Below are 24,668 nucleotides of genomic sequence, written 5' to 3' on the forward strand. Positions count from 1 at the left end.
AGGAAAACCACCATGACAACGTTACGCCTGCTTATTTCTGACTCTTACGACCCCTGGTTTAACCTGGCGGTAGAAGAGTGCATTTTCCGCCAGATGCCTGCCACCCAGCGCGTGCTGTTCCTGTGGCGCAACGCGGATACGGTGGTCATTGGACGCGCGCAAAACCCGTGGAAAGAGTGTAATACGCGTCGTATGGAAGAAGATAACGTCCGTCTGGCTCGCCGTAGCAGCGGCGGCGGCGCGGTATTCCATGACCTCGGCAATACCTGCTTTACCTTTATGGCCGGTAAACCGGAATACGATAAAACCATCTCCACCCATATTGTGCTCGCGGCGCTGAATTCGCTGGGCGTCACGGCAGAAGCCTCCGGGCGTAACGATCTGGTGGTGAAAACCGCCGAAGGCGACCGCAAAGTCTCCGGTTCCGCCTATCGAGAAACCAAAGATCGCGGCTTTCATCACGGTACGCTGTTGCTGAACGCCGATCTTAACCGTCTGGCGAACTATCTCAATCCGGACAAGAAAAAGCTGGCCGCCAAAGGCATTACCTCTGTGCGTTCACGCGTCGCGAATCTTACCGAACTGCTGCCGGGCATCACCCATGAGCGAGTATGCGCCGCGGTCACGGAAGCTTTTTTCGCGCATTATGGCGAACGCGTCGAGGCGGAAGTGATCTCACCGGACAACACGCCGGATCTGCCCAACTTTGCGGAGACATTCGCCCGTCAAAGCAGTTGGGAGTGGAATTTCGGTCAGGCGCCCGCCTTTTCACATCTGCTGGATGAACGCTTCACCTGGGGTGGAATAGAGCTGCATTTCGACGTCGAGAAAGGCCATATTACCCGTGCGCAAATTTTTACCGACAGTCTGAACCCGGTACCGCTGGAAGCACTGGCGGAGAGGTTACAGGGCTGTCAATACCGCGCGGAGGTACTGCAACAGGTGTGTAGTGCGCTACGGGTTGACTTCCCGGAACAGGAAAAAGAGTTGCGCGAATTATCGGCGTGGATTGCACTGGCAGTGCGCTAATAAAAAGCCCGCTGGCGCTGCGCTTAGCGGGCCTCCAAAACCGTAGGCCGGGTCAGGCGAAGCCGCCACCCGGCCCAACAGCCCTTACTCTTTATCGCCCAGCAGAACGGATTCCAGCGCGATTTTGATCATGTCGTTGAAGGTGGTCTGACGTTCAGCGGCCGTAGTCTGTTCGTGAGTACGGATATGGTCGGACACGGTGCAGATAGTCAACGCTTTCGCGCCAAATTCCGCGGCAACGCCGTAGATGCCCGCCGCTTCCATTTCCACGCCCAGAATGCCGTATTTTTCCATCACGTCGAACATTTCACCGTCCGGAGAGTAGAACAGATCGGCGGAGAACAGATTACCGACGCGTGCGTCAACGCCCAGCGCTTTCGCTGCGTCTACCGCATTACGTACCATGCCGAAATCGGCAATCGCTGCGAAATCGTGATCTTTAAAACGAATACGATTCACTTTGGAATCGGTGCAGGCGCCCATGCCAATAACCACGTCACGCAGTTTAACGTCCATACGCACTGCGCCGCAGGAGCCGACGCGAATAATTTTCTTGACGCCGAAATCGGTGATCAGCTCTTTGGTATAGATAGAGCAGGATGGAATGCCCATACCGTGGCCCATCACGGAGATCTTGCGGCCTTTGTAAGTCCCGGTGAAACCTAACATGCCGCGCACGTTGTTCACTTCACGCACGTCTTCAAGGAACGTTTCCGCAATATGTTTCGCACGCAGCGGGTCGCCCGGCATCAAAACGACGTCAGCGAAATCGCCCATTTCTGCATTAATATGTGGGGTAGCCATTATTATTTCCTTTTAATTAATCAAACACCTTTACCAGGCGTAGGCCGGATAAGCGTAGCGCCATCCGGCAATATATTCATAGCGAGCGCCTGATGGCGGCGATGCCTTATCAGGCCTACAGGTTGCAACACGGTTTTAAAGCATGTTTTTACCGTATTCCATTGGCGATGTGCCAAAGTAGGTCGCCAGCGTCTGGCCGATATCCGCAAAGGTTTCACGGTGGCCCAGCGAGCCTGGTTTCACTTTCGGGCCGTAGATCAGCACCGGAATGTGCTCGCGGGTGTGGTCCGTACCGGTCCAGGTCGGATCGCAGCCGTGGTCAGCGGTCAGGATCAGAATGTCATCTTCCCCCACCAGCTCCATCAATTCCGGCAGACGACGGTCAAACAGTTCCAGTCCCGCAGCATAGCCCGCAACATCGCGACGGTGCCCCCAGGAGGAGTCGAAGTCAACGAAGTTAGTGAAGACGATGGTTTTATCGCCCGCCTCTTTCATCTCTTTGAGGGTGGCGTCGAACAGCGCATCCAGACCGGTCGCTTTCACTTTTTTGGTGATACCGCAGTTGGCGTAGATGTCGGCAATCTTACCCACGGACACCACATGGCCCTGTTTTTCATCGACCAGTTTCTGCAACACGGTCGGCGCTGGCGGTTCTACGGCCAGGTCGTGACGGTTGCCGGTACGCTGGAAGTTACCGGCCTTGTCGCCGATAAACGGACGCGCGATCACACGGCCAATGTTGTAGCCGCCTTCGGTCAGCTCCTCACGGGCGATTTCGCACAGCTCGTAGAGTTTATCCAGGCCAAAGGTCTCTTCGTGGCAGGCAATCTGGAACACGGAGTCAGCGGAGGTATAGAAAATCGGCTTGCCGGTTTTCATGTGCTCTTCGCCCAGTTTGTCCAGAATAACGGTCCCGGATGAGTGGCAGTTACCGAGATAGCCCGGCAGGTTGGCGCGTTTCACCAGCTTATCCAGCAGCTCCTGCGGGAAGCTGTTTTCGTGATCGCTGAAATAACCCCAGTCGAACAGCACCGGCACGCCAGCGATTTCCCAGTGGCCGGACGGCGTATCTTTGCCGGAAGACAGTTCGTGCGCCCATGCGTATGCGCCAATGACGTCCGCGTTGCCGTCCATACCTGCGGCAATTTTACCGGTAGAACCTTCATGCGCTTTCACCAGCCCCAGACGAGTCAGGTTAGGCAGATTCAGCGGGCCTTTACGGCCATTGTCAGCTTCGCCTTTGGCACAAGCTTCTGCGATGTGGCCCAGCGTGTCGGAACCTACGTCGCCAAAACGATCCGCGTCTTCAGTAGCGCCGATGCCGAATGAGTCCAGCACCATAATAAATGCACGTTTCATATTTTCTCCGTACTTAGTGCTTCAAAAATAATTGATCAGATCAGTATACAACTATTCAGTAATTCGACGATAGACCGAAGGTGTGCTTGCTGGCGCTTTATCGTCAAGGATAATTGCCGCTTTGACGGCCTTCGCCGCTTCCTGCCAACTGGCTTCGTCTTTGGCATGAATCACTGCCAGCGGGCGCTGTCCATCAATGCTGTCGCCCAGACGCGCCATATCGGTAAAACCGACGCTGTAATCAATAGTGTCTGACGCCTGGCGACGACCGCCGCCCATCGAGACGACCGCCATTCCCAGCGCACGCGTATCCATCGCGCTGATAAACCCTTCGGTATCAGCATATACCGCTTTGCTCAACATGGCGGTCGGCAGGTATTTATCGTAGTTCTCAACGAAATCGCTCGGGCCTTTCTGCGCTGCCACCATACGACCAAAGACCTCTGCCGCTTTACCGTTATCCAGCACCGCCTGTAATTTCGCCCGCGCTTGCGCATCATCTTTAGCAAGCTGACCGGAGATCAGCATCTCCACGCACAGCGCCATGGTGACGTCAAACAAGCGCGGATTGCGGTACTCGCCAGTCAGGAACTGCACCGCTTCGCGCACTTCCACCGCGTTACCCGCGCTCGAAGCCAGCACCTGGTTCATGTCGGTTAACAACGCCGTGGTGCGAACTCCCGCGCCGTTCGCCACGCCGACAATCGCTTCAGCCAGCGCTTCCGAGAGTTCATAGGTCGGCATAAACGCGCCGCTGCCGACTTTTACGTCCATCACCAGCGCATCCAGCCCTTCGGCCAGTTTTTTGGCGAGGATGGAACCGGTGATCAGTGGAATAGAGTCCACCGTCGCGGTAATATCGCGGGTGGCGTAAAAACGTTTGTCCGCCGGTGCAAGCGAGCTGGTTTGCCCAATAATCGCCACACCCACGTCTTGAATAATTTCGCGGAAACGGTTGTCGTCCGGGAAGATATCGAAGCCCGGGATCGCTTCCAGTTTATCGAGTGTACCGCCGGTATGTCCGAGGCCGCGACCGGAGATCATCGGCACATAGCCGCCGCAGGCCGCTACCATTGGCCCCAGCATTAGAGACGTCACGTCCCCCACGCCGCCGGTCGAATGCTTATCGACAATCGGGCCATTGAGATTCAGGCTTTTCCAGTCAAGAACAGTACCGGAATCCCGCATCGCCATGGTCAGCGAAACGCGCTCCGGCATGGTCATATCGTGGAAGAAGATGGTCATCGCCAGGGCGGCAATCTGTCCTTCCGAGATAGTGTTGTCACGAATGCCATTGATAAAGAAACGAATTTCTTCGTCACTCAACGCATGACCATCACGCTTTTTACGAATAATTTCTTGTGCGAGAAACACGGTACCCTCCTGAGGGAAAAGAGTAGAAGGCTGGCTCCAGGCCGGATTAGGCGCGGCCGCCATCCGGCATCAAACCCACTTGCCGGGTAGCGCTACGCTTACCCGGCCTACAAAAGAAGAGGCAACAATTAATAGCTGCTGGCGCTCTTACCGTCGCCGTGACCCAGCGCTTTCAGCAGGCTTGCCAGCAGGCTGGAAGCGCCAAAGCGGTAGTGACGAGAATCTGCCCAGTCAGCGCCAAACAGTTCGTCTGCAATCGCGAGGAACTTCTGCGCGTCTTCCGCTGTACGTACGCCGCCCGCCGGTTTGAAACCTACGGTTTTTTCCACGCCCATATCACGGATCACTTCCATCATGATACGCGCGCTTTCCGGCGTGGCGTTCACTGGCACTTTACCGGTAGACGTTTTAATAAAGTCTGCACCCGCTTTAATGGAAATTTCAGACGCTTTACGAATCAGCGCCTCTTCTTTCAGCTCGCCGGTTTCGATGATCACTTTAAGCAATACGTTCGCTGCGGCACACGCGTCTTTACAGGCTTTCACCAGGTCAAAACCCACCTGCTCGTTACCCGCCATCAACGCGCGGTACGGGAACACCACGTCCACTTCATCGGCGCCGTAAGCGATTGCCGCGCGGGTTTCCGCCAGCGCAATATCGATGTCATCATTGCCATGCGGGAAGTTAGTCACCGTTGCAATGCGGATGTCCAGCGTGCCTTGCTCTTTCAGAGTCTTACGTGCAATCGGGATGAAACGTGGGTAAATACAAATCGCCGCCGTGTTCCCGACCGGAGTTTTTGCCTGATGACACAAAGCGATCACTTTTTCATTGGTGTCGTCATCGTTCAGAGTGGTCAGATCCATCAGTTTGAGCGCACGCAGGCTGCTTGCTTTTAAATCAGTCATGACATTCTCCAACGGCATTGCCGTATAAAATTTCACCTTGCAAGTCTGTTAGTATTCTAACATTCACTCGCGATTACACTTCGATATACATCACAGTTAATGAAAACTACGTACAAATTTGCATTACTGTAATGAGATCTGAATCAAATTATTTACCCATCATCGCCTGTTCTCCGGGCGATAAGCGCATCAGGATCAAAGTCGTTTTGCCGCCATTTTCTACAATAGCGCATTGTCCCGGCATAAAGAGGAAACGAAGATGCCTGCCTCATGCGAAACTGCGCTCCAGCAGCGTTGCCAGCAAATTGTGACCAGCCCGGTGCTCACGCCTGAACAAAAACGCCATTTTCTGGCGCTGGAAGCTGAAAACGCCCTGCCTTATCCCGCCCTGCCGGAAGATGCCCGCCAGGCGCTGGATGAAGGCGTCGTTTGCGATATGTTTGAGGGGCACGCCCCCTTCAAACCGCGCTACGTGTTGCCCGATTACGCCCGTTTTCTGGCTAACGGTTCACAGTGGCTGGAACTGGAAGGCGCGAAAGATCTGGATGATGCGTTATCCCTACTCACCATTCTGTATCATCACGTTCCTTCCGTGACGTCCATGCCGGTTTATCTCGGTCAGCTTGATGCGTTGCTGCAACCGTATGTTAGAATTCTAACACAAAATGAGATCGATATTCGAATAAAACGTTTCTGGCGTTATCTCGACAGAACGCTGCCAGACGCCTTTATGCATGCCAATATTGGCCCTGCCGATACGCCTGTCACACGAGCGATTTTGCGCGCCGATGCCGAGCTAAAGCAGGTAGCGCCTAACCTGACGTTTATCTATGATGCGGAAATTACGCCAGACGATCTGCTGCTGGAGGTCGCCAAAAACATTTGCGAATGCAGTAAGCCACACATTTCCAACGGCCCGGTAAATGATAAAATTTTCACAAAAGGCCATTATGGCATCGTCAGTTGTTATAACTCGCTACCGCTTGCCGGCGGCGGCAGTACGCTGGTACGTCTCAACCTGAAAGCTGTGGCAGAACGCAGTACGTCTGTCGATGACTTCTTTTCACGCACGCTACCGCACTACTGCCGACAGCAGATCGCTATCATTAATTCACGATGTGAATTCCTTTATGAAAAGTCACATTTCTTTGAGAATAGCTTTCTTGTACAGGAAGGTCTGATCGATCCCGAACGTTTTGCGCCAATGTTCGGTATGTACGGGCTGGCGGAAGCCGTGAACCTGCTGTGCGAAAACGCGGGCCTGAACGCCCGTTACGGCAAGAATGAAACGGCGAACGAGCTGGGCTACCGTATTAGCGCCCAACTGGCGGATTTTGTCGAAAATACGCCAGTGAAGTATGGCTGGAAGCAACGGGCGCTGCTCCATGCCCAGTCTGGCATCAGTTCCGATATCGGCACCACGCCGGGCGCGCGTCTGCCATATGGCGATGAACCGGACCCTATCACCCATTTGCAAACCGTCGCGCCGCATCACGCCTTTTATCATGCCGGGATCAGCGACATTCTGACGCTGGACGAAACCATCAAGCGTAATCCGCAGGCGCTGGTCCAGCTTTGTCTTGGCGCGTTTAAAGCCGGGATGCGGGAATTTACCGCTAATGTGAGTGGCAACGATCTGGTGCGCGTCACCGGTTATATGGTGCGCCTGTCGGATCTGACGAAATTTCGCGCCGAAGGCTCGCGCACCAATACCACCTGGCTGGGGGAAGAAGCCGCACGTAATACCCGTATCCTGGAACGACAGCCACGCGTAGTCAGCCATGAACAACAGATGCGCTTTAGTCAGTAAGATCATTGCGTTTTCCTGCGTCGATGGGCCGGGCAGCCGCCTGGCATTATTCTTACAGGGCTGCAATTTGCGCTGCAAGAATTGCCATAACCCGTGGACGATGGGACGCTGTAACGACTGCGGGGAATGCGTATCGCAGTGTCCCCACCACGCCCTCGGCGTTGATGGCGGGAAAGTGGTATGGCGGTCGGACGTCTGCGAGCAATGTGATACCTGCCTGAAAATGTGCCCACAGCAGGCAACGCCAATGGCGCAGACCATGAGCGTTGACGATGTGCTGCGTCATATTCGTAAAGCATCGATGTTTATTGAAGGTATTACCGTCAGCGGCGGAGAGGCAACCACGCAATTACCGTTTATTGTGGCGCTGTTCACGGCGATCAAAGCCGATCCGCTGTTACAACGGTTGACCTGTCTGGTGGACAGTAATGGTCAGTTAAGCGAGACCGGCTGGCAAAAACTACTGCCGGTTTGCGACGGCGTAATGCTCGATCTGAAAGCCTGGAAGAGTGAGTGTCATCACCGTCTGACCGGGCGTGATAACGCGCGTATTAAGCACAGTATCCGCTTTCTTGCTGCGCGGGGAAAACTGGCGGAGCTGCGGTTGCTGGTTATCCCGGATCAGGTGGACTATGCGGCGCATATCGATTCACTGGCAGCGTTTATTACTTCGCTGGGCGAGGTTCCGGTGCGTTTGAATGCCTTTCATGCGCATGGCGTCTATGGCGAAGCAAAAGCCTGGCCAGGCGCGACGCCGCAAGAGGTGGAACGGCTGGCTGACGGATTGCGCGCGCGTGGGGTGGCGAAGCTGATTTTGCCGGCGTTATATTTGTAAGCATGACTTGTCGGATGGCGGCTGGGATGCCATCAGAGCCGAAACAAGGTAACAGTATTGCGATACAACGCATCAGCTATCACCTCTGCGGGCTCCGGACGTAATTCGCAAAGCACATCAAACACGCGCGCCGCCTGCTCCGGGCGATTCGGCTGCCCCTGAAAACCCTTTAGCGGCATATCCGGCGCATCGGTTTCCAGCAACAGCGCGTCCAGCGGCAACCGCGCCATGACATCACGGGTTTTACTGGCGCGCGGGTAGGTGATGGTGCCGCCGACGCCGATTTTATAGCCCAGTCGCACAAAAGTTTCGGCCTGTTGCAGACTGCCGGCAAAACCATGCACCACGCCGGTTCGCGGCAGCTCCTGGCGCTTTAAGTGCATCGCCAGTTTGTCATGCGTGCGCCGCGAATGCAGGATTACCGGCAGATCGTAGCGCTTTGCCAGTTGCAGTTGCGCGTCTAAAAATCGCTCTTGCCTGGCGAACTGCGGATCGTCGCGATAAAGATCGAGACCGATCTCGCCTACCGCCACGACGTTCTGTCGTTGCGCCAGCGCCTGTTGCAGCTTATCAGGATCGTCATCGGCATGACGCTCAATCACAATAGGGTGCAATCCCAGCGCAGCATAAAGCGACGGAAAACGCGCCGCCAGCGCCAGCACGCGGGGAAAGTGAGCCGCCTCGGTCGCCGGCACGATGATTTTTTCAACTCCCGCCTCACAGGCACGCTGAATACTGGCGCGCTCATCGCCAGTAAAGGGCGGGAAATCAAAATGGCAGTGCGTATCGATAAAGCGCCAGCTCACGCCAGATCCTCGTCGGTAAATGTGGTATCGTTTGCCTGCGGCGCGCTAATGACCTCCGCCACATGCGTATCATTGGCCACCGGTGCCGGAGGCACGACCACCGTTTCCGGCACGGCAATCCGCGACGTATGACGCAGCAGTGGCGGCGTTGCGGCAAGCAATTTACCAACGGTGGCAAGGAAATAACGCCCGCATAATCGCCCGGTTTTGTAATCCTCACGCAGCGCCGGGATACGGCTGCCCAGCGCCATGCTGTGCAGCGGTTTCGGCGGATAAATTTCAATGATCCGCAGCTTACCCGGCGGCTTTTCAATAAATTGTTGGATCGCGCTGTAGGACGTTTCATGATGCTGCACCAGATTGACCAACGGCTGTAGACTGCTCTCTCCCAGCCAGCGCTCCATACGCTTAAACCACTGCGGCGTGTAATACATTTGCGACGGTACGGTGCGGATCACCACAATGGTTTTCGCGCCCCGCTTTGCCGCTTCCTGAACCGGAATGGCATCGCTAATGCCACCGTCCAGATAGTTGATGCCCTCTAACGCAACGCCAGTACGGTAGAAACCCGGTATGGCGCTGGAGGCGCGAATGATATCAAGCCAGTTTTGTTTTGTCGGCGAGAAATAGCCCGGCGTGTAATCATCCCCCCGGCAGGCGCACATATAAAAGGATTTTCCGCTGTCGAACAGGCGCGCTGCGGTATCCATCTGCAGCGGCATCCGGGCGGAAGTGGATTCCACCAGCCAGTCGAGGTCGATAAGGTTTCCTCCACGTACAAATCGCAGCGGATCAAAAAATTCGCGCCTGGTGGTATAGCGCATAATGACTTTACGCCCGTAGCCGGGCTGGTTGCAAAGATACGCCGAGAGATTTTGCGCACCGGCTGATGTGCCGAAGTAGAGATGGAAAGGATTAAACTGCGCACGCATAAACTCATCCAGCACGCCTGCGGTAAAGATGCCCCGCTGCCCCCCGCCCTCGCAGACCAGCGCCATACGGCCTGGCCGGAACGGTGTTAATGATAACGGCGCAATATTGCCGAGCGTAACCGGTATTCGCTGGCCCACCTCTGCCTTCCTGTTTTTCATTTTTTTCAGGATGACAAGGTAACGCAAAACGTTGGCGGCTAAAACCGTAAAAGCCAGTCCGCTGGACTGGCTTGGTAGCAATATATCTTTACAGATGCCTGCTAGGGTCGTTTACGGCCCATGAACAGGCTGACCAGGAAGAGTACGATCCCGACGACGAAGACGATTTTCGCCGCGCCAGCAGCCGTACCAGCCAGTCCACCAAAACCCAATGCGGCGGCAATTAACGCGATAACCAGAAATATAATGCCCCAACGAAACATAAGCCTCTCCTTTACCATAGTTAATGTCGACCGCTAAATATGAGCGCTCAACCTACTCATTCGCGATATTTTTAGTGTGGTGCACATTACGCCTCCCGACAAACGTCGGGAGGACGAATTACGACGAATTACTGAACTTTCAGATCGTTTTTAACACTTTTTACGCCATCAACGGCTTTCGCGATGCTTTCAGCGCGGTCGCTTTGTTCCTGAGTTTCAACGGTACCGGAGAGCTGTACGACGCCATCGGTCGTTTCCACTTTCACTTTACGGGAAGGGACGAGATCATCCGCCAGCAACTTGGCTTTGACTTCACTGGTCGTGGCCGTATCGCCGGCATAGCCTTTCACAGAACCTTCTTTACTGTCACGAACGTGAAGTTTGTCGCTAACGGAGGTCACGCCCTCTACGCCTTTCGCCACTTTCACGGCGGCTTCAGCCTGCGCCTGGCTTTCCACAAAGCCGCTCAGAGTGACAACTTTCTTATTGGTTTCGACAGAAATATCAGTGCTTTTAATGTTGTCATGGTCCACCAGCGCGGCTTTTACTTTCGCAGTGATGGCGCTGTCATCCATGAAGTTACCGACTTTATTCATAGAGCTATCGACTTTTTGCCCCGCGGTTTCGGTTCCGCTTTGCGCCTTGTCCGTTGTTGCGTTTTCTGCAAAGGCAGAACCTGTCGCAACAGCAGAGGTCAACATTACGGCCAGCAGAGTTTTAGAAATCTTCAGTCTTGTCATAGTCATCGATTTTGTCCTGTATAGTTTGCTCGTAATTTGAGCTCAGGCAACACGAGGTTGCATTGCTGAATGCGGTGAAAAAATTCACCGGTTTCTGAAGTCAATGACTGGCGTCACATTCGTGAATTTGTAACGACGCGTCGCCTGCCACCCTTCCGTTTCAGTTATTAATATCGTGACTGAAACAAATCTCAGCTTTAAGCTCTAACATTCACGCATTGAACAGGCATTAAAGCCGACATTTATGTCATCACTTTGTTAAATATAGATCACAATTCTAAAATCGCTTGTCGGTACGTATAAAAAACAGGCAGATCAGAGAAAAAATGCGGGATTTAAGAACATTCCGTAAGCAGTTAAAAAGGCTGGGAAAGTACGAAGGCGCGGCGGATGCCGCGCCGGAAAGGGATCAGTGTTCGCGCGTTTTACGGAACTGAACGTCAGGGTAACGTTCCTGGGTCAGGTTCAGGTTAACCATCGTTGGGGCGATATAGGTGAGGTTGTCGCCGCCATCCAGCGCCAGTTGCGTTTCATTCTTACGCTTAAACTCTTCGAATTTCTTCGCATCGGCGCTTTCAACCCAGCGCGCCGTCGCCACGTTGACGGATTCATAAATCGCCTCAACGTTGTATTCGCTTTTCAGGCGCGCGACGACAACATCAAACTGCAGAACGCCCACGGCGCCGACAATCAAATCGTTGTTGGAGATAGGACGGAATACCTGAACCGCCCCCTCTTCAGAAAGCTGCACCAGCCCTTTCAGTAGCTGCTTCTGCTTCAGCGGATCTTTCAGGCGAATACGACGGAACAGTTCCGGCGCAAAGTTCGGGATACCGGTAAACTTCATCATCTCGCCCTGGGTGAAGGTATCGCCGATCTGAATGGTGCCGTGGTTATGCAGACCCAAAATATCGCCCGGGTACGCTTCTTCAACGTGCGAACGGTCGCCCGCCATAAAAGTTAACGCGTCGGAAATCACCACATCTTTGCCGGTACGGACCTGACGTAGCTTCATACCTTTCTCATACTTGCCGGAAACCACGCGCATAAACGCCACACGGTCGCGGTGTTTCGGGTCCATATTGGCCTGAATTTTAAAGACAAAACCGGTGAACTTCTCTTCCGAGGCCTCCACCGTGCGGGTATCGGTTTGACGCGGCATCGGCGCGGGTGCCCACGCCACTAAACCATCCAGCATATGGTCAACGCCAAAGTTACCCAGCGCGGTGCCGAAAAATACCGGGGTAATTTCCCCTGCCAGGAACAGCTCTTCATCAAACTCGTTAGAAGCGCCCTGCACCAGCTCCAGCTCGTCGCGCAGTTGCTGCGCCAGATCTTCACCCACGGCGGCGTCCAGATCAGGGTTATTCAGCCCCTTAACGATGCGCACTTCCTGAATAGTGTGGCCCTTACCGGTCTGATACAGATAAGTTTCATCTTTATAAAGATGATAAACGCCCTTGAACAGCTTGCCGCAGCCAATCGGCCAGGTGATCGGCGCGCAGCCGATTTTCAGCTCGTTCTCTACTTCATCCAGCAGCTCCATCGGGTCGCGGATGTCACGGTCGAGTTTGTTCATAAAGGTGAGGATCGGCGTATCGCGCAGACGGGTAACTTCCATCAGCTTGCGGGTCCTGTCCTCAACGCCTTTCGCGGCGTCGATAACCATCAGACAGCAGTCCACCGCCGTCAGGGTACGGTAGGTATCTTCGGAGAAGTCTTCGTGCCCTGGGGTATCCAGCAGGTTCACCAGGCAGTCATGATACGGGAACTGCATCACCGAGGTGGTGATGGAGATACCACGCTGTTTTTCCATCTCCATCCAGTCAGATTTTGCATGCTGGCTGGAACCGCGGCCCTTTACCGTACCGGCGGTCTGAATTGCCTGTCCGAACAGCAACACTTTTTCGGTAATGGTGGTTTTACCGGCGTCCGGGTGAGAAATAATGGCAAAGGTGCGGCGTTTGGCCACCTCTTGCAAATAAGGAGACAACGTCATAGTCAAATCTTCTTGAGTAAGCGCGGTGTTTGACCACGCATGTTGAATACGAAAAATGCGGCTATTTTACCCATCAACCTGGGGGAGGCAATCAGTGTTTACACAGGAGCTGCTCCAGTTCGCTTAATGACGCCACAGTCCAGGTTGGATGAATACCCGCGGGCTGCTCGCGATGATGCGCGTTGAGCCAGCAGGTCGATAGCCCGGCGTTAATGCCGCCAAGAATATCGGATTCCGCGGTATCGCCAACCATTAATACGCGCGAGCGGTCAGGATTCCCCGCCTGCTCCAGGGCGTAGTTAAAGATTTTCGGATCGGGCTTCGCGACGCCAACCTGCTCGGAAATCACCAGCAGATCGAAATACTCTCGCAGCCCGGTGCGCTCCAGTCGAATTTGTTGTAGCGCGGTAAAACCGTTAGTAATAATACCAATTTTAGCCTGCCCGCGAATCGCATTAAGCAGCGAAACGGCGCCTGGCAAGGGAGAACAGATCTCCGCCATCGCATTAATAAAAGCGTCATTCAGCAGCCCCGGCGCAACGTTTAGCCGTTCAGCCCAACTTTGAAAGCGCGCGTGCTGCAATTGTAATGAGGTAATCGCGCCGTTCTGATAATCCACCCATAGCGGCTTATTCACGGCCTGATAATCCTGGAAATCCTCAGCGGTAAAGGTGACGCTATAGTCAAGGAACATCCGCTGTAAGCCGGTGAAAGAATCAAACGTAAACAGCGTTTCATCGGCATCAAAGAAAATCCAGTCCCACTTCATCATTACACCTTGCCTCTTTTATTACATGCTTATCGGTAACGCCATGATGATGGCGTCCTCATGCCCTTGTGCTGTGGGATAGTAATTGCGACGAATCGTCGCCTCGTTAAACCCCAGACTTTCATACAGCGCGATGGCGGCAACGTTAGAAGCGCGCACCTCCAGCCATAACGTTACAACGCCGCGTTTTTCCAGTTCATCAATCAGATGCTCAAGCAGCATACGCCCCAGCCCCCGGCGCTGAAAATCCGGATCGACGGCAATATTGAACAGCGTCGCTTCATCCAACACCACCTGTGTAATGGCAAACGCGGCCATTCTGCCGTCAGCGGTTAACTGAAAGTTGAGATACCGTTCGCCCTGGTTGCCGAAAAACGTTTTTTCGCTCCACGGAAACGCATGAGCGCGTTGTTCAATCTGCCAGGCTGCGGGGAGATCGGTCGTGCTGAGGATAGAAATCGTGTTCATGTTCGCAGATTTGTTGCCATAGTGCGGCGCGTGCCGCCGGGTTTGCCCGGAGTTCATTAAACGCCGGCGTCGTGACCTGGGCGCCTTCGAGTTGGAGCGGCGCGTCAGTTCCTAACCGCCAGCTATTACAACGGCTGCCCTGCGGCAGCATGGCGACGCGCTCAGGCGTCAGTGGTAAAACCTGATCGGGATTCACGGTCATCGCACGTAAAATATCGCACATTAGCGGCTCGCTCAGCGCCGGTAATTCCTCTGCGACCACAATCAGACGAACGTGCGCGGGAAGGGAAATCGCAATCTCGCCCTGTAGCGCGCCAGGACGTCGCAGCGCCCACTGCGTAATACCCAGTTGCTGTAACTGCCAGTCTCGTCGGGATGTCATAGCGAAACGCTCCTGTAATCAGGGGCGCAAATATAGCAAATCTGTCGAATCTGCGCCATCAAACTACTATAATCGCCGCCAGTCTGAATTAAGGAGCATTCCATGTCTGCTTTTACCCCGGCAAGTGAAGTCTTGCTGCGCCACAGTGATGATTTCGAACAAAGCCGTATTCTTTTTGCCGGAGATTTGCAGGATGACCTGCCCGCGCGCTTCGAATGCGCCGCCAGCCGCGCGCATACGCAACAGTTTCACCACTGGCAGGTGTTAAGCCGCCAGATGGGCGATAACGTCCGTTTTAGCCTGGTAGCGCAAGCCAGCGATGTCGCTGACTGCGATACGCTGATCTACTACTGGCCGAAAAATAAACCCGAAGCGCAGTTCCAGTTGATGAATATTTTGTCGCTGATGCCGTCTGGCGTCGATGTTTTCGTCGTGGGGGAAAACCGCAGCGGCGTGCGTAGCGCCGAACAGATGCTGGCGGACTATGCGCCGCTGAACAAAGTAGATAGCGCGCGACGTTGCGGCCTTTATCATGGGCGTCTTGAAAAGCAGCCACGCTTCAGTCTCGAATCCTGGTGGGCCGAGTACAGCATCGACGGTCTGACCATCAAAACGTTGCCGGGCGTATTCAGCCGTGACGGACTGGATGTCGGGAGCCAACTGCTGCTGTCTACGCTGACGCCGCACACCAAAGGTAAAGTGCTGGATGTCGGCTGCGGCGCTGGCGTGCTTTCCGCCGCGCTGGCCAGCCATTCGCCGAAAGTGCGCCTGACGCTGTGTGACGTCAGCGCTCCGGCGGTGGAAGCCAGCCGCGCCACGCTTGCCGCTAATGGTCTTGAAGGCGAGGTATTCGCCAGTAACGTCTTTTCAGAAGTCAAAGGACGTTTTGACATGATCATTTCCAACCCGCCGTTCCACGACGGAATGCAAACCAGCCTTGATGCGGCGCAAACGCTCATTCGCGGCGCAGTGCGCCATCTGAACAGCGGTGGAGAGTTACGCATCGTGGCGAACGCCTTTCTGCCCTATCCTAAGATTCTGGATGAGACTTTTGGCTTCCATGAAGTCATCGCGCAAACCGGGCGCTTTAAGGTTTATCGTACTGTGATGACCCGTCAGGCGAAGAAATAGTTGGCCTGATAAGCGCAGCGCCATCTGGCAGCATATGCCGGATGGCGACGCAAAGCGTCTTCTCCGACCTACGGCTCGCGCCCATTTTTGCAGCAATCAATCTATCCCATGCAATTAACTATTGACGAATAGCTGAAAACCACTAGAATGCGCCTCCGTGGTAGTGATTCTTTTCAAGAATCGATGGTATGCGAAGGTGGCGGAATTGGTAGACGCGCTAGCTTCAGGTGTTAGTGTCCTTACGGACGTGGGGGTTCAAGTCCCCCCCCTCGCACCAAAACCACGTTGATATTGCTTGCACTGGGCGAAGGTGGCGGAATTGGTAGACGCGCTAGCTTCAGGTGTTAGTGTTCTTACGGACGTGGGGGTTCAAGTCCCCCCCCTCGCACCAACGAGGCAATATCAAAAAGTAAGATAACTGTGCGAAGGTGGCGGAATTGGTAGACGCGCTAGCTTCAGGTGTTAGTGTCCTTACGGACGTGGGGGTTCAAGTCCCCCCCCTCGCACCAATTATCTTATCCTTCCTCTATTTCATCCCTGATTCCAGTTCATCACCGCCAGCATCATGCCGCCAATAAGCGCCATACACGATGGCAGCAGCACAAAATGCCGTAATTGTTTGTGATACAACATCAGCGCAGACAGTAGCAATCCTGATACAATCAACAGCTTCAGTACATAAGCTGACAGGCCGGTAAACGCCAGTCCAACGATAATAACTCCAGGCAATAATACGCCCCATCCGCTGCCTAACGTCCGCTGCAACATGGTTTCACCTCTGGAATCGATAATGATAACCAATATCATATGATATATTTTCTCATTTGTCAGCCAGAGAGAAAGCTAAATAGATGAGTTTTACTTAACGGTTGATGACACGTATTCAGTAAGGTGATAAATTGTCCGACTGTTAACGTAAAAACAACAACACCTCGCTTTATGCGACCTTTTCTCGCACGTTATTTTCATGTTGGCGCCCGATTCCGTGTATATCACCGATAAATAACGACAATTACCCATGACAACACCATCCTGGCGATCGCTTCGTATTAAGAAGTATCAGTTTTCTTTACGTCTTTTCTTGTTTCTCAACGCCGTATCGGCGCTGTTTACTCTCGTTTTCCCCCTTTATCAGATCAACGTATTTTGCGCACCGATGATAGGGATATTGGTCCTGAGCGTATTACTGTTGGTATGGCATGGGAAATATGGGCAAAAAAGAGTTAACCTTCCCTTTATCTCCATACTCTTTGGGGGATTGTGGGCAGCGCATATTGCGCTGAAGTACCCGGCGTTAGGTCATTATGATTTCTCTTTTTTACTGATTTCCCTGCTTAGCGTGCTGTTTATCGGCTCGATAGCCTTTGCCGCGAATATCGTCGCGTTTACACTCCACTCTTTACCGTCAGTCGCAGTCTGCCTGTGGCTGAACGGCCATGAACAGGGTTTGCGAATCCTCTATTTACTGGCCTTGCCGATGGTGGGAATCGCTATCCAGCATGTTATCCAGAAACGCTACGATAACTTCGCTCAGCAACTCATGTTTACGCTGCTGACCGAGCGGGAAACCCTCAACGGCCTGAGTCTGCTTGATCCATTAACCGGCTTATATAACCGCCGTGGCCTGCAAAGTCGGCTGGATACGCTACAGGTGCAGGATAGCCATGAACATTATGTCCTGCTATTGGATATCGATCATTTCAAAGCGTATAACGATCATTACGGTCATATGATGGGCGATCAGGCGTTAATTCGCGTCTCAGCGGCAATTCGGGACGCCGTGCGATCGCGCGATGTCGTCTGCCGTTTTGGCGGTGAAGAATTTCTGGTGTTGCTGACCGCCGCCGAACCACAGCAGGCCCGCGCTACCGCAGAACGTATCCGACAGAAAGTATACGATCTTAAAATCCCGCATATGTTTAACGAAAGCGTTGCCACCAATGTTACCGTCAGTATCGGCATTGCGCCGCTGACGGATCGCAATATCGGGGACGCTATTGAAAAAGCGGATAAAGCGCTCTACGAAGCCAAGCATCTTGGACGTAACCACATTCTGGTCAGCGACACCATATGAATACTGCTGGCGTAATCGTGCTACGCCGACAACGTTAACCATAAACCGCTTGCCATCGTTTATCACTATCGATAGGATTAGAAATCATTATCATTTAGATTAACATCATTAAATTGCGCTATGGCCTACCGTTCCGCACCGATTGCTGACGATATTATCTGGCGAGCCGCTCTCCAGCCGGAAGACGCCTCGTTGGCGGAAGCGGTACGTGAGACGATCGCCTCTACCCGTGAGCACCTGCTGGACTTCATCCGGCTGGATGAAACGCCCCCGCCAACGGCGATGACTCTTACCCAGTGGACGCGCCCCGCGACGTTCCGTTCATTGCTGGCCGTCTATTCCGATCACATCTATCGGAACACGCCAGGCCTGCCACGTGAAAATAAGCCGTTACTCTCCCTGTGGGCGCAATGGTATATCGGGCTGATGGCGCCGCCGTTGATGCTGGCATTACTGACGCAAGCGCGCGCTATCAATGTCTCCGCGGAACATATTCACGTTGAATTTCATGAAACCGGGCGCGCAGCGTGTTTCTGGCTTGATGTGTATCAGGATAACCTGACAACGATGCGTTCCCCGGAAGAACGAATGGAAACGCTGGTAGTCTCCACACTGCAGCCGGTCGTTCAGGCGCTGGAGGCGACTGGCGACATCAACGCCAAACTAATCTGGAGCAATACCGGTTATTTAATCAACTGGTATCTGACTGAGATGAAGCCGCTGCTTGGCGAAGCCCTGCTGGCAGCGCTACGCCAGCGCTGTTTTTTTGAAAAGCAGCTCTCTAACGGTCAGGATAACCCGCTGTGGCGGACCGTTGTAATGCGCGACGGTCTTCTGGTACGCAGAACCTGCTGCCAGCGTTACCGCTTACCTGACGTACAGCAGTGCGGCGACTGCACGCTAAAGTAAACCGCTTTACGTTGTATTCCGTTATCGTCACGGCTTACTGTTGTTGGCCTGTAACATTATTATATTTACAGCGACGCTCTCCTTATGACAAATTACGTTTTGCCATTTTTGGGTCTACCGTGGCTATTGGTAAGGTCTCAGGAGAGAAGAATGAGTCTGCAATCTGTACGGCAATTTCTGGCCGATCATGCTCCCGATATTGAAATTATCGAATTAAATCAAAGTACAGCGACTGTCGAACTGGCAGCCAAAGCGCACAACGTGGAGCCTGGGCAGATAGCCAAAACGCTCTCGCTTAAAGTAAAAGACACCATTATCCTGGTGGTCGCTAAAGGCGATGCCCGCCTGGATAATAAGAAGCTTAAAACCACCTTCGGCACAAAAGCTCGTATGTTGAGCAGCGATGAAGTAGTCAATGCAACCGGACATCCTGTTGGCGGCGTATGCCCCTTCGGGCTGGAACACCCGCTGCCCGTTTACTGCGACGTCTCTCTGAAGGGATATAACGAAGTATTGCCTGCCGCAGGCGCCACGCATAGCGCGGTACGCATCACACCGGAAAGAATGGCTGAACTGACATCGGCGACCTGGGTAGACGTGTGCCAATAACGTGCCCTGGCGCCCGGATACCCCGGACAAGCACAGCGCATTTGGCGCAGGCTATACCCGATGCTGGAGCGCGGTAGCATCTCCGGCGCGCAGATATAACAGAATATCCGCCGCATCGAGTAACCCGGCATCAGAACTCACGCCCAGTTTGGACATAACATTAAATTTATGCGCCCGAATGGTCTTAATGTTACGTTCTAACTGGACGGCGATTTGCGGCATTGAGTAGCCGTTTGACATAAAACGCAGAATCTCCCGCTCGGTTGGGCTAAGCATACAATTCTGGTGAAGCTCCCAAAGATTGCCTGTACGCTCCGTCGTCCGCCGGGTGCCATTAAGCGATGTAAATAAGGCATCCTGTAAAACGTCCAACGGCGACGCTTTGCTGATGACCCCATCCAGCGGCAGGGGAGATAGCGCGCTGATTAAGCGAGCTTCAACATCATCATCTGCAATCACCAGATGCCGCATATGAGGATAATTTATCGCCAGCTCCGTCAGACAAGCTAATCCTGTCCGGCGTTCAGTTCTTAACGCAGAGAGGGAAAAAATAACGGCAGAAAACGACGTCTTTAGCGCAGCCTTATAAAATGCGGACGGTTTTGAAAAAATATGAAGCGTATGTTGGCAATCCGGCATCGCATCAAATAACCCTTTAATACCAACGTTGCTCATTACGCATTTTTCTACGAGCGCAACATTTCTCTTACTGATTCTGTTTTCCATTCCATGGTTTCTCCATATACCGAAGGTAGATTCAATTCTCTGGCTCCCTGAGAACTGTTTATCCATGCATACATCTCTGCATTGCTGTGTATTGATAAGCGTCGCATGGCGCTATTTTTTTGGGCGCTAATTGTTTTATTACTTTTTTTAAGTAATGCCGCAATTTGGTTAATGCCCCACCCTTTCCCTAAAAGGCGTAATACTTTTCGTTCAGACAGCGTAAGGACAATCGACCTGCCGCCGGATTCCTGAAGTTCAGATGGTATTTGAGGCGATAATAGCGTTTTGCTTATTCTTTCAGAGTGAGCGTTTCCCGCACGGATAACGCTAATAAGATTCTCGATAGGCTCTTCGTCTGAAAGCAACGTGCTGACGGGGCCCATCAGGAGATCAACCGCATGTGGATAACAGGATTTAGGAACCAGAAATAGCCAATGTATGTCACGATATTGCGATAGTAAGCTATAAAAATATTCGCAGATAGCACGGGAAGAGGCATTGTTAACCGCTAAATCAGCAATAACTAAACTGCTTCGGCGTAGCTGTAACAGTGTTAGCTCTTCTATCGTGCGACAATACGCTAGTTTATAATCAGGGAAATTACCTGTTATAGCCCCTTTAAGACCTTCCTGTATAAGGGGGGTTTTACTGATAATAAGTCCATTTTTGCAGCATCCTGGCAGCATAATTCCTCCGTACCCACGCGCCCTCTTTTCCAGTGTCCTGTTAATAAAAACGCTATTAACAACGAGCACAAAGAAATATAGACCGAGTGAATTAATTATCCTTGTTTTAGTTTTAGAGATATAACGTTGATTGCGCTACAATCCACATAGTACAAAAACATGAAATCACTATCGCATAGTTACTCATAAAACCAGAAGCAAGACAATTAAATTAACTAAATTTGCACATTAGTAATTCTAACGCAATCTTATTATATTAATAAATTTAGAATATGGATTCGCCATTCATTCATATTGCCCCCCTAAAACAGAAGCCCAGCAATACTGACAGTTACCCAGAAAATCCGCGCCATACCTGCGAATTACGCTATGCCATACCTATTTTTACACCTGCCGCTCACACCGTCGTTGTTAAACGATTAATGCATAGAGTTGATAAAATTCACCTCATAATTGATTCAAAAACGAACGGCCAGACTGGCATAATGTGTCTATTCTGGAAACGGACATACAAGAACCGTCGTCCATGAGAGGTTCAGCCTGCAATTGGCGCAAACCTGAAGAGTCTTATGCGTTGCGCCTGGCGACTGGCGTTTTTATCAACAAAAAATTGATCTTAACCAACGCCATCACGCCTGTGCTTCGTGTTAAAAAGAAAGCCTGCGTCATAGTGATGGCGCATAAAATGTCTTTTCGTACAGGACGAGTCATGCAAGAAGAGCAGTCAGTTCAACGAGCGGTAACACGATTATGTATTCAATGCGGGCTTTTTTTATTACAGCACGGGGCGGAAAGCTCGCTGGTTGATGAGCTTTCCACCCGCCTCGGTTTGGCGCTCGGCATGGATAGCGTCGAAAGCGCGATCTCCTCTAACGCCATTGTACTGACTACCATCAAAGACGGACAATGCCTGACATCGACACGTAAAAACCAGGATCGCGGCATTAATATGCACGTCGTCACGGAGGTTCAGCATATCGTTATCCTCGCGGAACATCGCCTGCTGGATTACAAAGGCGTGGAAAAACGCTTTAGTCAGCTCCGCCCGCTGCGTTATCCGCGCTGGCTGGTGGCGTTTATGGTCGGCCTCTCCTGCGCCTGCTTTTGTAAGCTGAATAATGGCGGCTGGGATGGCGCGGTTATCACCTTTTTCGCCAGTATGATAGCCATGTATATTCGCCAGATGCTGGCGCAACGACATTTACATCCACAGATCAATTTTTGCATCACCGCCTTTGTCGCTACCACAATTTCCGGGCTGATGCTCACCCTTCCCGCCTTTAGCCAGACGCCCACTATCGCCATGGCGGCGAGCGTACTTTTGCTGGTGCCGGGCTTTCCGCTGATTAATTCCGTCGCAGATATGTTTAAAGGACATATTAATACCGGGCTGGCGCGCTGGGCTATCGCCAGCCTACTGACACTGGCCACCTGTGTGGGCGTGGTGATGTCGATGACAGTATGGGGACTACGAGGATGGGTATAATCGACTTTTTACTGGCGCTAATGCAGGACATGATCCTGTCTGCGATTCCCGCAGTCGGATTTGCGATGGTCTTTAATGTTCCCCACCGGGCGCTTCCGTGGTGCGCGCTACTGGGGGCGTTGGGTCATGGCTCGCGTATGCTCATGATGAGTGCTGGCTTTAATATCGAATGGTCGACGTTTATGGCTTCGTTGCTGGTCGGCAGTATTGGTATTCAATGGTCGCGCTGGTATCTCGCTCACCCTAAAGTTTTTACCGTCGCGGCGGTGATCCCGATGTTTCCGGGGATTTCCGCCTATACCGCGATGATTTCCGCAGTAAAAATTAGTCATCTGGGCTATAGCGAACCGATGATGATTACGCTGCTGACAAATTTCCTTAAAGCCTCTTCCATCGTTGGCGCGCTCTCAATCGGCCTCTCTGTACCGGGATTATGGCTGTACCGCAAACGCCCCCGCGTGTAATCAATGGAACGCCTCCTGCTGTTCTTACAGGTCTGTGTGGTACTATAAAAACAGTCGCCCTTCTCGGTTGTTGTTCCATATTGAGAAACATTATGTCTTCCAGAATCTTAACGTCGAACGTCATCGGTATTGACGCCCTTTTACACGATCACCAGGCCGTGCTGACGAAGTCAACGGGCGGCGCGGTGGCGGTATTCGCTAATAATGCGCCTGCGTTTTATGCCGTGACGCCCGCGCGCATGGCTGAACTGCTGGCGCTTGAAGAAAAGTTATCACGTCCGGGAAGCGATGTGGCGTTAGACGCGCAATTTTACGAAGAACCCGAAGCCGCCCCCGTTGCGATTCCCTGCGGAAAATTCGCCATGTATCCCGCCTGGCAACCGGATGCGGATTTTCAACGTCAGGCCGCCCTTTGGGGCGTGGCGCTCCGGGAGCCGGTCACCGCAGAAGAGCTGGCGGCGTTTATCGCCTACTGGCAGGCGGAAGGTAAGGTTTTTCACCATATCCAGTGGCAGCAAAAGCTGGCGCGCAGCGTGCAAATCAGCCGTTCCAGCAATGGCGGAATGCCGCAGCGCGACATCAATAGCGTCAGCGAACCTGACAATCATATTCCACCAGGTTTTAGGGGGTAACGATGAAAAATGTTGGCGACCTGATGCAGCGTCTACAAAAAATGATGCCTGCGCATATTACGCCGGCGTTTAAAACGGGCGAAGAACTACTGGCGTGGCAGAAAGAGCAAGGCGAGATCCGGGCGGCGGCGCTGGCGCGGGAAAACCGGGCGATGAAAATGCAGCGCACGTTTAACCGTTCCGGCATTCGACCGCTGCATCAGAACTGTTCGTTTGATAACTATCGGGTTGAGTGCGATGGACAAATGAACGCGTTAAGCAAAGCCCGACAGTACGTTGATGAATTTGACGGCAATATCGCTAGCTTTGTCTTTTCCGGAAAGCCGGGAACCGGTAAAAACCATCTCGCCGCGGCTATTTGTAACGAGCTGCTGCTGCGCGGAAAGTCGGTACTGATTATCACCGTAGCGGATATTATGTCAGCGATGAAAGACACGTTCAGCAATCGGGAAACCAGCGAAGAGCAGTTGCTTAACGATCTTAGTAACGTTGATCTGTTGGTGATCGACGAGATCGGCGTGCAGACTGAATCCCGCTATGAAAAAGTGATCATCAATCAAATTGTCGATCGTCGTTCTTCGTCAAAACGTCCCACCGGCATGTTGACGAACAGCAATATGGAAGAGATGACGAAAATGCTTGGCGAACGCGTCATGGACCGTATGCGTCTCGGCAACAGTTTATGGGTTAATTTTACCTGGGACAGTTACCGCAGTCGGGTGACGGGTAAAGAGTATTAAATTGCAGCGTGCTCCAGGGCGATACTACGCCTGGCTGGCATAACACAGGTGATTACCATGAATACAGCGAAACATGTTCTGTGCTGCGCGGCGGTCGCCAGCGTACTGATTTCCACCAGCGGTATCGCCGCCTCCTGGCAGGATTCGCTTTCCAGCGCCGCCAGTCAGTTAAGCGCTCAGGACGCGGACTCACAGCAGGGCGGGATGTCGCTTTCTGCGCTAACCGGTCTGCTCAGCAACGGCGCCCAGTCGCTCAGCGCCGATAATATGAATAATGCCGCTGGTATCTTGCAGTACTGCGCCAAACAGAAACTGGCGTCCGCCACCAACGTGGAGAACGTTAAAAATCAGATTCTGAACAAGCTGGGGTTGGATACCACACAACAGAAGCAGGACACTAACTACCTGGACGGCCTGCAAGGATTGCTCAAGACGAAGGACGGTCAGCAGTTGAACCTCAATAATATCGGCAGTACGCCGCTGGCGGAAAAGGTGAAAACCAAAGCCTGTGATCTTGTGTTGCAGCAAGGGCTGAATTTCCTCTCCTGACGGCGCTTTTATGGCCTTACGCCCC

27 protein-coding genes and 3 tRNA genes are annotated in these 24,668 nt (G+C 52.9%); 15 read left to right on the top strand and 15 right to left on the bottom strand.

The features are described 5' to 3' along the window. Positions 1-12 precede the first annotated feature (12 nt). Positions 13-1,029 (top strand): lipoate--protein ligase LplA, encoded by a 1,017-nt coding sequence (lplA, locus tag F4V72_RS10415; protein ID WP_136058499.1) that lies wholly within the window; start codon positions 13-15, stop codon positions 1,027-1,029. 84 nt (positions 1,030-1,113) lie between these two features. Here the strand turns inward: lplA and deoD are convergent, their stop codons facing one another. The 4 genes from deoD to deoC all read right to left on the bottom strand — a co-directional run bounded on the left by deoD (position 1,114) and on the right by deoC (position 5,474). Further along, positions 1,114-1,833, bottom strand: a complete 720-nt coding sequence (gene deoD, locus F4V72_RS10420; RefSeq protein WP_023245603.1) for a purine-nucleoside phosphorylase — start codon at positions 1,831-1,833, stop codon at positions 1,114-1,116. Positions 1,834-1,968: 135 nt separating this feature from the next. Continuing rightward, positions 1,969-3,192, bottom strand: a complete 1,224-nt coding sequence (gene deoB, locus F4V72_RS10425; RefSeq protein ID WP_000816451.1) for a phosphopentomutase — start codon at positions 3,190-3,192, stop codon at positions 1,969-1,971. Positions 3,193-3,243: 51 nt separating this feature from the next. Further along, positions 3,244-4,566: a thymidine phosphorylase gene (gene deoA, locus F4V72_RS10430; protein WP_000477846.1), complete on the bottom strand. Its 1,323-nt coding sequence runs from the start codon at positions 4,564-4,566 to the stop codon at positions 3,244-3,246. Between the two features lie 128 nt (positions 4,567-4,694). Continuing rightward, positions 4,695-5,474 carry a deoxyribose-phosphate aldolase gene (deoC, locus tag F4V72_RS10435; RefSeq protein ID WP_205317957.1) on the bottom strand — a complete coding sequence of 260 codons (780 nt, stop codon included), beginning with the start codon at positions 5,472-5,474 and terminating at the stop codon, positions 4,695-4,697. Positions 5,475-5,733: 259 nt separating this feature from the next. On the opposite strand from deoC, the gene F4V72_RS10440 reads away from it, so the two are divergent. Together F4V72_RS10440 and F4V72_RS10445 are read left to right on the top strand one after the other, a co-directional pair. Beyond that, on the top strand, positions 5,734-7,284 hold the full coding sequence (locus tag F4V72_RS10440; protein ID WP_053529519.1) for a YjjI family glycine radical enzyme: 1,551 nt from the start codon (positions 5,734-5,736) through the stop codon (positions 7,282-7,284). Then, complete coding sequence (locus F4V72_RS10445; RefSeq protein WP_023245599.1) at positions 7,256-8,119, top strand: YjjW family glycine radical enzyme activase; 864 nt, start codon at positions 7,256-7,258, stop codon at positions 8,117-8,119. Before F4V72_RS10440 ends, F4V72_RS10445 begins: the two co-directional genes overlap by 29 nt. Before the next feature lie 32 nt (positions 8,120-8,151). Here the strand turns inward: F4V72_RS10445 and F4V72_RS10450 are convergent, their stop codons facing one another. The 8 genes from F4V72_RS10450 to F4V72_RS10485 form a co-directional block, all read right to left on the bottom strand. Beyond that, entirely contained in the window at positions 8,152-8,925 is a 774-nt protein-coding gene (locus F4V72_RS10450) for a metal-dependent hydrolase (protein WP_070801406.1), read from the bottom strand. Then, complete coding sequence (locus F4V72_RS10455) at positions 8,922-9,995, bottom strand: patatin-like phospholipase family protein (protein ID WP_023245597.1); 1,074 nt, start codon at positions 9,993-9,995, stop codon at positions 8,922-8,924. Before F4V72_RS10455 ends, F4V72_RS10450 begins: the two co-directional genes overlap by 4 nt. 122 nt (positions 9,996-10,117) lie before the next feature. Continuing rightward, complete coding sequence (locus F4V72_RS10460) at positions 10,118-10,279, bottom strand: DUF1328 domain-containing protein (protein ID WP_000490276.1); 162 nt, start codon at positions 10,277-10,279, stop codon at positions 10,118-10,120. A gap of 128 nt (positions 10,280-10,407) precedes the next feature. Then, on the bottom strand, positions 10,408-11,025 hold the full coding sequence (gene osmY / locus F4V72_RS10465) for a molecular chaperone OsmY (RefSeq protein ID WP_023245596.1): 618 nt from the start codon (positions 11,023-11,025) through the stop codon (positions 10,408-10,410). A gap of 403 nt (positions 11,026-11,428) precedes the next feature. After that, complete coding sequence (gene prfC / locus F4V72_RS10470) at positions 11,429-13,018, bottom strand: peptide chain release factor 3 (RefSeq protein ID WP_000175965.1); 1,590 nt, start codon at positions 13,016-13,018, stop codon at positions 11,429-11,431. Positions 13,019-13,109: 91 nt separating this feature from the next. After that, a complete protein-coding gene (gene yjjG, locus F4V72_RS10475) occupies positions 13,110-13,787 on the bottom strand; it encodes a pyrimidine 5'-nucleotidase (RefSeq protein ID WP_053509861.1) in 678 nt (225 codons plus the stop codon). A 21-nt stretch (positions 13,788-13,808) separates the two neighbouring features. After that, the gene (gene rimI / locus F4V72_RS10480; protein ID WP_023245594.1) at positions 13,809-14,255 is read right to left on the bottom strand and encodes a ribosomal protein S18-alanine N-acetyltransferase; all 447 of its coding nucleotides are present in this window, start codon (positions 14,253-14,255) and stop codon (positions 13,809-13,811) included. Then, positions 14,200-14,637, bottom strand: a complete 438-nt coding sequence (locus F4V72_RS10485; RefSeq protein ID WP_023245593.1) for a DNA polymerase III subunit psi — start codon at positions 14,635-14,637, stop codon at positions 14,200-14,202. The genes rimI and F4V72_RS10485 overlap by 56 nt, the downstream gene beginning before the upstream one ends. A gap of 102 nt (positions 14,638-14,739) precedes the next feature. Here F4V72_RS10485 and rsmC point away from each other — a divergent pair, with 102 nt between their 5' ends. The 4 genes from rsmC to F4V72_RS10505 all read left to right on the top strand — a co-directional run bounded on the left by rsmC (position 14,740) and on the right by F4V72_RS10505 (position 16,277). Further along, positions 14,740-15,768, top strand: coding sequence for a 16S rRNA (guanine(1207)-N(2))-methyltransferase RsmC (gene rsmC / locus F4V72_RS10490; protein WP_001272280.1), 1,029 nt, complete (start codon positions 14,740-14,742; stop codon positions 15,766-15,768). A gap of 190 nt (positions 15,769-15,958) precedes the next feature. After that, a tRNA-Leu gene (locus F4V72_RS10495) sits at positions 15,959-16,045 on the top strand. 27 nt (positions 16,046-16,072) lie between these two features. Further along, positions 16,073-16,159, top strand: a tRNA-Leu gene (locus F4V72_RS10500). Between the two features lie 31 nt (positions 16,160-16,190). Further along, positions 16,191-16,277, top strand: a tRNA-Leu gene (locus tag F4V72_RS10505). 22 nt (positions 16,278-16,299) lie between these two features. Here F4V72_RS10505 and F4V72_RS10510 read toward each other — a convergent pair. Next, positions 16,300-16,536 (bottom strand): DUF1435 domain-containing protein, encoded by a 237-nt coding sequence (locus F4V72_RS10510; RefSeq protein ID WP_023247522.1) that lies wholly within the window; start codon positions 16,534-16,536, stop codon positions 16,300-16,302. Positions 16,537-16,786: 250 nt separating this feature from the next. Here F4V72_RS10510 and F4V72_RS10515 point away from each other — a divergent pair, with 250 nt between their 5' ends. The 3 genes from F4V72_RS10515 to F4V72_RS10525 all read left to right on the top strand — a co-directional run bounded on the left by F4V72_RS10515 (position 16,787) and on the right by F4V72_RS10525 (position 19,360). Beyond that, the gene (locus F4V72_RS10515) at positions 16,787-17,842 is read left to right on the top strand and encodes a GGDEF domain-containing protein (RefSeq protein ID WP_053507626.1); all 1,056 of its coding nucleotides are present in this window, start codon (positions 16,787-16,789) and stop codon (positions 17,840-17,842) included. 120 nt (positions 17,843-17,962) lie between these two features. Continuing rightward, positions 17,963-18,751, top strand: a complete 789-nt coding sequence (gene fhuF, locus F4V72_RS10520; RefSeq protein WP_053507627.1) for a siderophore-iron reductase FhuF — start codon at positions 17,963-17,965, stop codon at positions 18,749-18,751. Positions 18,752-18,901: 150 nt separating this feature from the next. After that, positions 18,902-19,360, top strand: a complete 459-nt coding sequence (locus F4V72_RS10525; protein WP_136058500.1) for a YbaK/EbsC family protein — start codon at positions 18,902-18,904, stop codon at positions 19,358-19,360. Between the two features lie 51 nt (positions 19,361-19,411). Here F4V72_RS10525 and bglJ read toward each other — a convergent pair whose 3' ends face one another. Both bglJ and F4V72_RS10535 read right to left on the bottom strand, forming a co-directional pair. Further along, positions 19,412-20,086, bottom strand: a complete 675-nt coding sequence (bglJ, locus tag F4V72_RS10530; RefSeq protein ID WP_024149624.1) for a DNA-binding transcriptional activator BglJ — start codon at positions 20,084-20,086, stop codon at positions 19,412-19,414. Further along, positions 20,047-20,772, bottom strand: a complete 726-nt coding sequence (locus F4V72_RS10535; RefSeq protein WP_023247527.1) for a helix-turn-helix domain-containing protein — start codon at positions 20,770-20,772, stop codon at positions 20,047-20,049. Before F4V72_RS10535 ends, bglJ begins: the two co-directional genes overlap by 40 nt. 709 nt (positions 20,773-21,481) lie before the next feature. Here F4V72_RS10535 and F4V72_RS10540 point away from each other — a divergent pair. From F4V72_RS10540 to F4V72_RS10560, 5 genes are all read left to right on the top strand, one after another. Next, a complete protein-coding gene (locus tag F4V72_RS10540; RefSeq protein ID WP_150342451.1) occupies positions 21,482-22,258 on the top strand; it encodes a threonine/serine ThrE exporter family protein in 777 nt (258 codons plus the stop codon). Continuing rightward, a complete protein-coding gene (locus tag F4V72_RS10545) occupies positions 22,249-22,722 on the top strand; it encodes a threonine/serine exporter (protein WP_000511329.1) in 474 nt (157 codons plus the stop codon). The genes F4V72_RS10540 and F4V72_RS10545 overlap by 10 nt, the downstream gene beginning before the upstream one ends. A 92-nt stretch (positions 22,723-22,814) precedes the next feature. Beyond that, on the top strand, positions 22,815-23,354 hold the full coding sequence (gene dnaT / locus F4V72_RS10550; protein ID WP_053507629.1) for a primosomal protein DnaT: 540 nt from the start codon (positions 22,815-22,817) through the stop codon (positions 23,352-23,354). A 2-nt stretch (positions 23,355-23,356) separates the two neighbouring features. Continuing rightward, positions 23,357-24,094 carry a DNA replication protein DnaC gene (dnaC, locus tag F4V72_RS10555; protein ID WP_000799924.1) on the top strand — a complete coding sequence of 246 codons (738 nt, stop codon included), beginning with the start codon at positions 23,357-23,359 and terminating at the stop codon, positions 24,092-24,094. A gap of 57 nt (positions 24,095-24,151) precedes the next feature. Further along, complete coding sequence (locus tag F4V72_RS10560) at positions 24,152-24,643, top strand: DUF2501 domain-containing protein (RefSeq protein WP_023247530.1); 492 nt, start codon at positions 24,152-24,154, stop codon at positions 24,641-24,643. The last annotated feature ends 25 nt before the right edge of the window (positions 24,644-24,668 follow it).

The organism is Salmonella enterica subsp. diarizonae (assembly GCF_008692785.1).
Taxonomy (GTDB): domain Bacteria; phylum Pseudomonadota; class Gammaproteobacteria; order Enterobacterales; family Enterobacteriaceae; genus Salmonella; species Salmonella diarizonae.